Below are 11,095 nucleotides of genomic sequence, written 5' to 3' on the forward strand. Positions count from 1 at the left end.
CGTCGACGCCATGGGTGTCGCTGCTGACGAACGCCGGGCGCTGAGTGCGCTCTTCGAAGACCTCGGACCGGACGCACCGACGTTGTGCGACGGCTGGACCACGCGGGACCTCGCCGCGCACCTCGTCGTGCGCGAGCACCGGCCGGACGCCGCGCCGGGGATCCTCGTGCCCGCGCTCGCCGGGTACACGCAGAAGGTCCAGGACCGGTACGCGGCGAAACCGTGGGTGAGCCTGGTCGACCAGGTGCGCCGGGGACCGTCGAAGTTCTGGCCCACCGCCATCGGCCCGCTCGACGAGCTGACCAACACCGCCGAATTCCTCGTCCACCACGAAGACGTCCGGCGCGCGCAGCCGGACTGGACGCCGCGGCCCGCCGACCCGACGCGGGACGCCGCCGCCTGGCGCTCGGCGAAACAGGCCGCCAAGCTCAACCTTCGCAAGGCGCCCGTCGGCGTGACGCTCAAGACGCCCGACGGCCGCGAGGCCGCCGTGAAGACCGGGCCGGATCCGGTCACCGTTGTCGGCGCCCCCGTCGACCTCCTGCTGTTCGTGTTCGGCCGCGACGCCGTCACCCTGGACTTCGAGGGCGACGCGGCCGCCGTCACGAAGCTGCAGGCTGCGAACCGCGGACTCTGACCGACACCCACCGCCCCACCGGCAGCGCGACCACGACCGCGGCCAGCACCAGGTGCACGGCCATGAACGCGACCGCGGCCGGCACGCTCGGCGGCCCGCCGAGGAACACGATCATGTGCGACGCCCACTTCAGCTCGACCGGCTTCGTGCCCGCGGCCCAGACGTCGTTGAGCGCCCAGAACGTCAGGTCGTTCACCCCGGAGATCACCACCAGGATCGCCGCGATGCCGGTCTTGAGCACGTTCGCCGTGCGGCCGCCGCCGAGGCGGTAGGCCAGCAGCGCGAACAGCACGATGAACGTCGTCACGAACAGCTCGAACTGGTACACCGGCTGGAACGCGTCGTCGTTCGTGGGCGCTTCACGGGCGAACTGCTGGACCCGCATCACCAGCTCGGTGTCCAAGTAGGACATGTAGACGAACACCGCGAACACGATCAGGGCCGGCCCGAACCGCCCGCGGGGGAACAGCGACACGGTGAGCACCGCGAAGACGAACGGGCACAGCTTGAACGCCCAGTCGCCGATGTTGTCCAGCGTCTGGTCCGGCGGCAGCACCACCATGATCAGCAGCGCGGTGACCACCGCGGGGACGGCGGCCACCAGCCACAGCCACTGCCGCCGCCGGTACAGCGCGGCGACCAAACCGGGTGAATCCAGGACCGTCACTCTTCCTCCAGCCGCGGCTTCTCGACCCAGAACGGGCCGAGGGCCAGCGCGTCGACGTCGGTCTTCAGGTAGCAGGCGATGGCGTCCTGCGGGCTGGCGACGATCGGCTCGTTGTTGTCGTTGAACGACGTGTTGACCACCATCGGGACGCCGGTGAGCCGCTCGAACTCGCTGATCATCCGCCAGTACAGCGGATTGTCCTCCCGGCTGACCGTCTGCACGCGCGCGGTGCCGTCGACGTGGGTGATCGCCGGGACCTCGGCCCGCTTGTCCGGCAGCACGTCGAACACCAGCAGCATCACCGGCGACGGGTAGTCGCTGACGAAGTACTCGCCCGCCCGCTCCACCAGGCACGAGGGCGCGAACGGGCGGAACGCCTCGCGGTGCTTGACCTTCTCGTTCATCCGGGTCTTCGACTCCGGGTCCCGCGGGTCGGCGATGAGCGACCGGTTCCCCAGAGCGCGTGGCCCGCACTCCATCCGCCCCTGCACCCAGCCGACGATCCGCCCTTCTGCCACCTTCGCGGCCGTGTGCGCGGCGATGTCGGCGACGCGGGTGTACTGGACTCCGGCGTCCTGCAACGCCACTTCCATCTCGGCTTCGGTGTAGTCCGGGCCGGTGTAGGTGTAGCCGTCCCGCGGGCGCGGCTTGCCGTACTTGCCGACCGACACCTCCAGTGCGGCGCCGAGTGCGCAGCCGTCGTCGGCCGCCGCGGGCTGGGCGAAGAAGTCTTCGAACGGCGTCTCCAGCAGGATCCGGCCGTTCATGACGCTGTTCAGCGCGACCCCGCCGGCGACGCAGAGCCGCTTCGAGCCGGTCTCGCGCTGGAGCCACCGCGCGAGGTGCAGGCCGGCTTCCTCCAGCGTCACCTGGAGGGCGTAGGCGATGTCGCAGTAGTGCTGCGGCACCGGGTTCTCCGCCGTGACGCGGGTTTTCGGCCGCGCCGGGCCGAAGGTGTCGGTGAACTTCTTCGCCAGCACGTGCTTGCCGGTGCGGTGGTGGCCGAACCAGCTGAGGTCCAGTTCGAAGCCGCCGTCCTCGTCGAGGTGGATCAGCTGCTTGAACGCGTCGACGTAGGTGTCCTCGCCCAGCGGCGCGAGGCCCATGATCTTGCCCTCGTCGCGGGTCGGGTAGAAGCCGAGGTACCCGGTGACGCCGGCGTACATCGCGCCCAGGGAGTGCGGGAACTTGATCCGCCGCAGGTCGGCGATCCGGTTGCCGCGGCCGTGCGCGAGGTAGGTGGCCGTGCCGTCGCTGCCGATGCCGTCGAAGGTGAGCACGGCCGACTCGTCCCACGGCGAGATGAAGTAGCCGCTGGCCGCGTGCGCGCGGTGGTGGTCGACGAGGTGCGTCTTGAACTTCGTGGGGCCGGTCCACCCCGCGGCGTCCTTGACGTCCTGCGCGAGGGTGTAGGACCGCTTGAGGTGCGCGAGGACCGCGCCGCCGACGTGGTAGTCGTCGCTGCCCGAGCCGCCGCCGGTCTTGAACGTGTCCACCATCCCCGCGGACCGGCCGCCCTCGTCGCCGTTGGCGTTGCGGAAGACGTCCAGGGTGCCCGGGAAGTACCGCGCGAACACCTTGGCCGCGTGGATCCCTTCCTTCCAGCGCTGCCAGTAGTAGGCGACGTGGTCGACGTCGGCCAGGGTGATCCCGCCGCGGTCGAGGCAGAACTTGATGGCCTCGGCGGGGAAGCCGCCGTCGTGCTTGACGCGCGTGAAGCGTTCTTCTTCGGCGAAGGCGATGATCTCGCCGTCGCGCACGAGCGCCGCGGCCGAGTCGTGGACCCTGCTGATGCCCAGTACGTACATGACTTCCTTCTCCCAGTGTGCAGACATCAGTGACGGCGGATCAGGCGCCGCAGGACGGCGGCCTTGACCGCGAGCGCGAAGACGAGCGCGGCGAACCCGCCCACCGGACCGAGCGGGGGGACGAGCAGGGCCGCGGCGACGGCGGTCGCGGCCAGCGAAACGACGGCGGCGCCCGACGTCAGCGTCAGCACCTTGCTGGTGGTGTTTTCGATGAGGAAGCTCGCGTAGAGCCCGGTCGCGTACAACGCCGTCTCGACGAGCACGAGCACCCCGAGCACGACGTAGCTGTCCCCGGTCGTGAGCAGGACCCGCGTCGACGGCAGCGCGAGACCGGCCGCCAGCAGCACGGCGAACGCGATCCCGCCGCGTTCGACCAGCTTCAGCAGGCCGCCCGCCCGGGCCCGGCCGGCCGCCGCGCCGGTACCGCGCATCCGCCACGACGCCGTCGGCTGGTGCAGTCTCAGCTGGTAGAACAGCAGCGAGCAGAACGCGCTCGACACCAGCAGCGCCAGGTAGAACGGGCCGCTTTCGGTGGTCCGCCCGGCCAGCGCGAGCACGCCGAACACCACCGACGTCGAGAGCACGTCGAGCACCTCGGTCAGGCCGAGCAGGACCGTGCTGCGCCCGAACGCGGGCAGGAGCCGGTGCCCCGGCAGCCCGCCACCGCGCAGCCACGGCCGCGGCAGCAGTGCGGCCGACGCGCCGAGGATCACCAGCAGCCCGCCGAGCAGCATCGCCAGGTGCACCCCGGGCGGCCACCGCACCACCCACGTCACGCAGGTCACGACGCCGACCACGACCGAGCCCGCGGTGAAGGCCAGCGCGTCCAATGTGGACTTACCGCGCACGCGGTGCAGGCCGGACACGGTCATCAGCAGGCCGCCGGAGATCGACCACGCCGCCGCGGTCAGGTACAGCGCCGCGTCCGACCGCGGCGCCGCCACGAGCGCGCCCGCCATGGCGACCAGTACCACCAGCACCGGCACCGCGGCGAACCGGACCGCGAGCCCGGCGACCGCGTCCCGGGTCAGCCGCAGCCGGGGGAGGGCCTTGAGCGCCGACTTCTCCGCCGCGCCCGGCACGAAGTTCAGCCAGGTCACCAGGCCGAGCGCGTTCGCGAACCGCCCGTAGTCGCGGGCGCCCCACGCGGCGATCAGGACCAGCCCCATCAGCTGGACCGACAGCCGGAACGCGCCCCGGCCCGCGAGCAGCCGCAGCACCACCGCCGTCCGCGGCGGCGCTGTGCCCGGCGGCGCGGCGGTGACCGGGGAGCCCGTCACGGCAGGGGTACCGCCATGTCCTGTTCGCGGAGCAGGAACTTCAGCTTGCCGCGCAGGGCGTTCTCCGCCGCGAGCAGCTCGGGGACCGAGCCGGCGGTGAGCACGGCGTAACCCAGCTTGTGCCCCGCCTGGTCGTACGGCCGGACGTAGGAACCCTCGTCGGCGAACAGGTGCAGCCCGGCCAGTTCGGGCATCGCGAGGACGTCCTCGACGCCGTCCACTCTGGACAGGTGCCCGCCGCGGTCGGACGCGAGGACGTGCACCAGCGTCGGCTGCGGCTGGTGCAGGTCCAGCCGCACCTCGCCGCCGGTCGCGGTGGCGATCCCCGCGGCGATCAGGTCGGCGCCGTGGCACTGCGCGATCGCTTCCGCCAGCCCGTTCCCGCCCATGCGGGCACCCATCTCGATGAGGTACAGCTGCCCGTCCCGGCCGAGCACGGCGTCCAGCGAGAGCGGTCCGCTCCGGTAGCCGAGTTCGGTGCAGATCAGGTCGAGGGCGTCGATCAGCCGGAGTTCGGCATCCGCCGGCAGCTCGCCGGGCAGCAGGTGGGACGACGTCACGAAGAACGGCGGCGGCGTGAGCGTTCGTTCGGTGACGGCGTGGAAGACGACCCGGCCGTCGACGACCAGCGCCTCGATGGTGAAGTGGGAGCCGTCGAGGTGTTCCTCCACGACCAGCCGGCCGGACGGCGAGAACGCGAGCGACTCGGTGAACGCCGTGGTCAACCGGCCCGGGCCGGGGCAGGAGACCACACCGCGGCTGCCGGACGAGTCGACCGGCTTGACCAGGGCCGGGAACCGCAGCTGCTGGGCCGCGTGGACCAGTTCCGGCCCGGGCTGCCCGCCTACACTGCGGTAGCCGGGCAGCCCGAGGCGGTCGCAGAGGGCGCGGAACACCGGCTTGTCGGTCGACGCCGCGACCGCGGCGGCGGGCAGCGGGTCCGGCATGCCCCAGTGCCGGGTCAGCCACGCCAGGGCGGGCAGCCCGACGTCGCTGGCCGGGCACAGCACGCCGGCGAGGTCGCGCCGGCCGTCGAGCGCGGCCGCGATCTGCTCCGGCGCGCGCACGCTGACCTGCAGGTACTCGTCCGCGTACGCCACCGCCGGCGCACCGGGCCGGACGTCGACGCAGAGCGTGCGGAACCCCAGTTCCCGCGCTCGCTCGTAGGTGCTGACCGAACCGTCCGCGCCCCCCAGGATCACCAGGGTTCTTCCGGATCCCTTCTTCGAACTCGTCACGCCGTAACGCCTTTCCCCAGGTGCACATCGATGAGCCGGGGACCCGCCGGGTCCTCCGGGGTGAAGAGCCGGTCGGCCGCGTCGACGAGGACGTTCGCTTCCCGGACGTAGAACTGCCGGGGCCGCGGCTGCCCGGCGCCGACCACGACGAGGTAGCGGACGGTCAGCGAAAGGACGACCAGGACCACGCTGAGCAGCGCGAACAGGAGTGCGGCGGAGGCGCTCGCCCCGAGCAGCCCGAAGGTCGCCGCGCCGGCGGCCAGTACCCCGAGCCCGGCGGCGAACAGGGCCGTCGCGGACGCCGCCGTCGTCAGTCTTCTGGTGAACCCGACGAACAGCTCGATGGCGTGCGAAGCCAGGAAGCCGAAGCCCACCTTCGACTCGCCGCGCTCCCGGGCCCGGTGCGCCACCTGCACGCAGGTGTACCGGCTGGTCAGCCGGGGGACCGTGGCCAGGAAGTAGGGCGTGCCGAGCCGCAGGTCGACGATCTTGCGGGCCAGTTCGGCGCGGACCAGCCGGAACGCCGTGGCCCCCGGCGGGATCTCGATGCGCAGCACGCGGCGGCCGAGGAAGTGGAACGCGGCGGTGCCCCAGCGCCGCAGCCGGGGGTCCTGGCGGTTGGTGCGGACGCCGAAGACCGCGTCGTTGCCCTGCCCGGCGGCCTCGATGAGCTTTTCCGCCTCGGCGGCGGGGAACTGCTGATCGGCGTCGACGTGCAGGATCCACGGCTTCGTCGCGTACCGGTAACCGGCGGAGAAGGCGGCCTCGAACCCGAAATTGCGCGAAAAGGACAGGTAACGCACGCGCGGGTCGGTGGCGGCGAGCGACCGGATCACTTCGAGTGTCCCGTCACTGCTCCCGTCGTCGACGTAAAACATTTCGAGTGAGTAGTGACCTAGTTCGTTGGTTATTTCCCGATAGGACGGTTCGACATTATCGGCTTCGTTGAAGCACGGGATGACTACGCTGAGTCCACTTTGGGCCGGGCCGGGGAAAGTGCTGGTCATGGACGGTGCCTGGCCCGGCGGCCTGATCTTGTGGTCATGCGGTCACCGAACGTGGTATTACTGCTCATGAATCCCCCAGCGGATCCGGTAAGGCGGCTTGCCTGTCTGTGCGGCCTGCGAGTTATAAGCAGAAAAGCTTCGACTTGGGCACTGCCCGGGTCGGAATTCCCTCTTTCAGCCCAGGGAGAAAGTCGGGACCTTGGGGCGTTCGGTCTGTTCTTCTGTGAAGGCGCTTCCCAAACCCCGTCCCGGGGCGCAGACTCCTGCGCCATGGGGAACCCGGGGGTCTTCTTGGTGTGGCGTGCCGCCTATCTGCGTGCGGTGCGGTCGGCGTTCGCGACGGTGCCGTTCTACCGCGAGCGCTGGGCGCTCGACGGCCGGGAGGACCCGGTCGTCGTGCCCGGTCGCACCGGGACGAACGGCGGTGCGGCACCCCTGGCGGAAGCCGTGCACAGACTCGTCGACCTCGTCCCGCTCGCCGGCGGCGCGGCGCGGCCCGATCCGGCGCGCGGGCTCGGGCGGGTGCTGCGGACGGCGCGGGCTCCCGGGCGCGGGAGCCTGGTCGTCCTGTTCGGACCGCCCGATCTGCGGCCACCGTCCGACCTGCCGAAAGGGGTCCGCGGCTGTGTCGTGAACCCGGACGAGCCGAGCGCGTCGGTGCTTCGCGAGCTGACGTCCGTGCTGAACCGGGGCCACCGCGTGCTCGTCGTCGGTGACGACAAGGCCATCACCGCGTTCCCCGAGGCCGACCGCGTCGATGTCGTGCCGCACCGCGAACTCGACTCGCTGGACAGCGGTCCCTACGGCGTGCTGCACGACCCGGTGCTCGGGTACCTCGGCGCGCTGGGGAACTGCGGCCGGTGGCACCTCGACTGGCCGCACGTCCACGCGCGGTCCACGTCCGGTGGGCTCGCGTTCACCCTGCTGCGCCAGGATTCCCCGCGGTTCGTCGACGTCCTGCCGGCCGGCGGGGTGCGCGGCGAGATCGCCCCGTGCCCGCGCCACGGCACCCCGGTCGTCCTCACATGAGGTTCGAGTTCCACGATCCCCGCACCGACCCGGCCCCCGCGGGCTGGGCCGAGTTCGCCCGGACCGCCCGGCTGCACCCGGTGTGGGACTACGAGCTGATGGGCCTCGAGGCGTGGGGCGCGCGCAACCCGCAGCAACTGGTCGTCGCGACGGACGGCGGAGAGCTCGTGGCCGGGCTGTCCGTGCTGATCTGCCGCCCGCGGCTGGCCCCGCGGTTCGCGCCCGCGCCGGGACGGTGGTCGGTGCGGCCGTTCTGGGCCGAGGTGTACCAGCCGTGGCTGAGCGGCTACCCGGGCATCGTGTTCGCGCCGGGTTTCCCGGCAGGCGACCGGGCCGCGCTGGTGCGCGCGTTCGAACGGGCGCTGCGGCGCCACCTCGGCGCCGGCCTGCTCGGCGTGCTCTACCGGGCGATCGACGAGGAGTTCGCGCAGCACGCCGCGGGCCTGGGCCGCCTGGTCCGGCCCGCGCAACCCACGGCCGTGCTGGAGAACCGGTTCGAGTCCGAAGAGGACTGGCTCAGGACGCTGGCCGGCCCCCGGCGGTCCAATCTCCGGCGGCGCCGCCGCCGGATCGCCGAGGACCCGGAGCTGGTGGTGCGCGGGGGACCCGGCCGCGACGACGTCGACGGTGCCGAGGTCGCCGCCTTGGTCAAGGCGCACCGGGAGCGCTACGGGAAGCTGCCGCTGGACACGCGCACGATCCCGTCGGCCGGCTTCCTGCACCGGTTCGTCCGGCGGCCGGACGTGCACACGCTCACCTACGCCGACCCCAGCGGCCGGCTGCTCGCGGTGAACACCCTGCTCGACCACCCGGACAGCCCCTGCCTGCAGCACTGGGCGGCGCTGCCGCTGGACGAGCGCGGCCGGGGTTCGGGCCTGTACTTCGATTCCTACGTCCGGGCGGTGCGGTTCATGGCGCAGCGCGGGGCGAAGGAGCTGTCGGCGGGCCGCGGGATGAACGACCTCAAGGAGGAGCTGGGTTTCCTGCCGCGCAAGCTCTACGCGGCCGCGGCGCCGAGGCCGGTGCTGGGCCGATGACCGCTCCCGCCGTGACGACGCCCGCGGTGGACGTCCACGATCCCCGGACCGACCCGCCGCCCGACGGCTGGACCGAGTTCCGCAACCGGTCCCTGCTGCCCGTGTGGGACTACGAACTGGTGCGCCGCGAGGCGTGGCTGGCGAAGAACCCGCCGGTGCTCGCGGTCGTCCGGCGGGGCGCCCGGGTCGTGGGCGCGCTGTCGGTGATGGTGTGCCGCGGCTGGCGCTCCCCGGGCTTCGCCCCGATCTCCGGCGGCCGGTTCCGCCCGCGGTGGGCCGAGGTCTACCTCCCGTTGCTGAGCGGCTATCCGGCGTGCGTGTTCGACGAGGGCGTCGGCGCGGCCGAGCGGCGGGCGGCGATCCGCCAGTTCGAGCGGGCGCTGCGGCGGTACCTCGGTGCCGGCCTGCTCGGGGTGGTCTACCGGGCGATGAACCCGGAGCTGGTGCCCGCGCTGGACGGCCGCGGCCGGGTGGCCCGCGAGATCGATCCGGCCGCCGTGCTGCGCAACACGTATGCGACGCCCGCGGAATGGGAGTCGTCGCTGGCGCCGGAGGTCCGGCGGTACCTGCACGCCGACGTCGCCACCGAAGCGGCGTTCGGGCGCACCGACCTCGACCCGCACGAGCTGGCGGTGCTGCTCAACGCCCACCGCGCGCGGCAGGACGAACGCGCGTGGGCCGGCGGGCAGCGGTCGCGCGTCGGCGGGCTGCACCTGGACACCCGCAGCCCGATCGCGCCCGGCTACCTCGACGCCCTCGTCCGCCGGCCGGACGTGCTGACCCGCACCTACCGCGACGGCGCCGGGCGGCTGCTCGGCTTCAACACGATGATCGACCACGAGAGCGGGTGCGCCGTCCACCACTGGGCGGCGCTGCCGAGCGCGGCCGGCGGCCGGAAGGGTCTCCATGTCGACTGTTACGCACGGTGCGTGGCGCACATGATCGCCGCGCGGCGGCCGGAACTGACCGCGGGCCGGGCGATGCTGCCGGAGAAGGCCGCGCTGGGCTTCGGCACGCGGAGCCTGTTCTCCGTGGCCGTGCCGCGGCCGGTGCTGGGCCGATGATCGACGTCCTCGATCCCCGGTACGACGCGGAACCCGGGTACTGGACGGCGCTGCGCGAGCAGGCCGGGCTCCGGGCGGACTGGAGCTGGGAAGTGCTCGCCACGCAGGCCTGGGCCGCGCGGACCCCGCAGCCGATCACCGTGTTCCGGGACGGCGACCGGCCGTGCGGGGTGGTCAGCGCCGCGTGGGTCACCGGCCGCACCCGGCGGTACCGGTTCACCGGCCCGGGCCGGGGCCGTGTCGGCGGTCTCGACGTCCGGGCCCCCGGCTCGAACTCACAACCCGGCTGGTGGTTCGCGGAGGACGAGGCGGACGGCGGGGTGCGGCGCCTGCTCGACACGTACGTCCCGGCGATGCGGGCCGAACTCGGGCCCGGGTTCGGCGGGCTGCTGCTCCGGCAGGTCGGGGAGGCGGGCCGGGCCGCGGTCTCCGGCCGGTTCCGGCTGGTGCGGCGGACCGAGGACATCGCCGTGCTCGACGTCTCGGCGTTCGGCTCCCGCGACGACTGGATGAACTCACTGGCCCGGAAGCGGAAGCAGAACCTGCGCAAGATCTTCCGCACCTTCGACGCCGATCCGTCGATCGAGGTGCGGTGCGTGCCGGGGAAGGAGGCCGACCCGGTCGCCGTCGCGGAGGTGCTCCGGTACAACGAACACAAGCACCACGACGTGCCGATCGTGCCGCTGCCGTACTTCACCGGGTACCTGACGGCGCTGCTGCGCCAGCCCGACGTCCGGGTGGTCGAGTACCACGACACCCGCACCGGCCGGCTGCTCGCCTTGGCGACCCTGCTCGACCACCCGACGCTCCCGATCGCGCGGCATTGGGGCGCGCTGCGGCCGGAGGACGGCGGCCGGCCCAACCTGTACTTCCACATCTACGGCGAAGCGGTGCGCTGGGCCGTCTCGACCGGGCGGCCGTCGGTGGTGTTCGGGAAGAAGATGGCCGAGATGAAGGCGTCGCTCGGCGCGCGGCTCGTACCCCAGTACGCGGCGGCTGTTCCGGCGTGGTGCTAGCTTCCGGGCGTCCCCTACGTGCAGGAGCCCCGCCGTGCCGATGATCAGCGTTGCCATGTTCCCCGGCCGTACGCCGGCCCAGAAGAGTGCACTGGTCCGCGAGCTGACCGACGCGTTCATCCGCACCTGCGGCGGCAAGCCCGAAGGCGTGCAGGTGACGCTCGTCGAGATCGGCGCCGACCACTGGGCCACCGGCGGCGTCCTGCACTCCGAACGCTGAGCGGCACTTTCACGTGAAAGTGCCGCTCAGCGCCCGTCACTTTCACGTTGAAGTTAACGGGGGGGGTCTGGCAGGCGGGGGGGCCGCGGCCG

11 protein-coding genes are annotated in these 11,095 nt (G+C 72.4%); 6 read left to right on the plus strand and 5 right to left on the minus strand.

The annotated features are described in order from the left end of the window. Positions 1–10 precede the first annotated feature (10 nt). Positions 11–637 (plus strand): TIGR03085 family metal-binding protein, encoded by a 627-nt coding sequence (locus tag AB0F15_RS32870; protein ID WP_360278943.1) that lies wholly within the window; start codon positions 11–13, stop codon positions 635–637. Here AB0F15_RS32870 and AB0F15_RS32875 read toward each other — a convergent pair. From AB0F15_RS32875 to AB0F15_RS32895, 5 genes are read right to left on the minus strand one after another with little or no spacing between them, the layout of a single operon-like run. Next, positions 603–1,304: a hypothetical protein gene (locus AB0F15_RS32875; protein ID WP_360278945.1), complete on the minus strand. Its 702-nt coding sequence runs from the start codon at positions 1,302–1,304 to the stop codon at positions 603–605. The genes AB0F15_RS32870 and AB0F15_RS32875 overlap by 35 nt on opposite strands. Next, positions 1,301–3,112, minus strand: a complete 1,812-nt coding sequence (locus AB0F15_RS32880) for a carbamoyltransferase C-terminal domain-containing protein (RefSeq protein ID WP_360278973.1) — start codon at positions 3,110–3,112, stop codon at positions 1,301–1,303. Before AB0F15_RS32880 ends, AB0F15_RS32875 begins: the two co-directional genes overlap by 4 nt. 26 nt (positions 3,113–3,138) lie before the next feature. Then, the gene (locus AB0F15_RS32885; RefSeq protein ID WP_360278947.1) at positions 3,139–4,392 is read right to left on the minus strand and encodes a hypothetical protein; all 1,254 of its coding nucleotides are present in this window, start codon (positions 4,390–4,392) and stop codon (positions 3,139–3,141) included. Next, complete coding sequence (locus AB0F15_RS32890; protein WP_360278949.1) at positions 4,389–5,594, minus strand: ATP-grasp domain-containing protein; 1,206 nt, start codon at positions 5,592–5,594, stop codon at positions 4,389–4,391. Before AB0F15_RS32890 ends, AB0F15_RS32885 begins: the two co-directional genes overlap by 4 nt. A 32-nt stretch (positions 5,595–5,626) precedes the next feature. Further along, positions 5,627–6,637: a glycosyltransferase family 2 protein gene (locus AB0F15_RS32895; RefSeq protein WP_360278952.1), complete on the minus strand. Its 1,011-nt coding sequence runs from the start codon at positions 6,635–6,637 to the stop codon at positions 5,627–5,629. 321 nt (positions 6,638–6,958) lie between these two features. Between AB0F15_RS32895 and AB0F15_RS32900 the strand changes: the two genes are divergently transcribed. From AB0F15_RS32900 to AB0F15_RS32920, 5 genes are read left to right on the plus strand one after another with little or no spacing between them, the layout of a single operon-like run. Continuing rightward, positions 6,959–7,666 carry a hypothetical protein gene (locus AB0F15_RS32900; protein ID WP_360278975.1) on the plus strand — a complete coding sequence of 236 codons (708 nt, stop codon included), beginning with the start codon at positions 6,959–6,961 and terminating at the stop codon, positions 7,664–7,666. Beyond that, positions 7,663–8,703 carry a GNAT family N-acetyltransferase gene (locus AB0F15_RS32905; RefSeq protein WP_360278954.1) on the plus strand — a complete coding sequence of 347 codons (1,041 nt, stop codon included), beginning with the start codon at positions 7,663–7,665 and terminating at the stop codon, positions 8,701–8,703. Before AB0F15_RS32900 ends, AB0F15_RS32905 begins: the two co-directional genes overlap by 4 nt. Further along, positions 8,700–9,767: a hypothetical protein gene (locus AB0F15_RS32910; protein WP_360278956.1), complete on the plus strand. Its 1,068-nt coding sequence runs from the start codon at positions 8,700–8,702 to the stop codon at positions 9,765–9,767. Before AB0F15_RS32905 ends, AB0F15_RS32910 begins: the two co-directional genes overlap by 4 nt. Continuing rightward, positions 9,764–10,783, plus strand: coding sequence for a GNAT family N-acetyltransferase (locus tag AB0F15_RS32915; RefSeq protein ID WP_360278959.1), 1,020 nt, complete (start codon positions 9,764–9,766; stop codon positions 10,781–10,783). Before AB0F15_RS32910 ends, AB0F15_RS32915 begins: the two co-directional genes overlap by 4 nt. Then, complete coding sequence (locus tag AB0F15_RS32920) at positions 10,764–11,003, plus strand: tautomerase family protein (protein ID WP_360278977.1); 240 nt, start codon at positions 10,764–10,766, stop codon at positions 11,001–11,003. The genes AB0F15_RS32915 and AB0F15_RS32920 overlap by 20 nt, the downstream gene beginning before the upstream one ends. The last annotated feature ends 92 nt before the right edge of the window (positions 11,004–11,095 follow it).

The sequence above is a fragment of the Amycolatopsis sp. NPDC026612 genome (assembly GCF_040638285.1).
Lineage (GTDB): Bacteria > Actinomycetota > Actinomycetes > Mycobacteriales > Pseudonocardiaceae > Amycolatopsis.

Excerpts from the sequence above, each read along its gene's own strand:
- AB0F15_RS32870 (WP_360278943.1), top strand. The coding sequence starts at position 11 with ATGGGTGTCGCTGCTGACGAACGCCGGGCGCTGAGTGCGCTCTTCGAA.
- AB0F15_RS32915 (WP_360278959.1), top strand. The coding sequence starts at position 9,764 with ATGATCGACGTCCTCGATCCCCGGTACGACGCGGAACCCGGGTACTGG.
- AB0F15_RS32880 (WP_360278973.1), bottom strand. The coding sequence starts at position 3,112 with ATGTACGTACTGGGCATCAGCAGGGTCCACGACTCGGCCGCGGCGCTC.
- AB0F15_RS32905 (WP_360278954.1), top strand. The coding sequence starts at position 7,663 with ATGAGGTTCGAGTTCCACGATCCCCGCACCGACCCGGCCCCCGCGGGC.
- AB0F15_RS32910 (WP_360278956.1), top strand. The coding sequence starts at position 8,700 with ATGACCGCTCCCGCCGTGACGACGCCCGCGGTGGACGTCCACGATCCC.
- AB0F15_RS32895 (WP_360278952.1), bottom strand. The coding sequence starts at position 6,637 with ATGACCAGCACTTTCCCCGGCCCGGCCCAAAGTGGACTCAGCGTAGTC.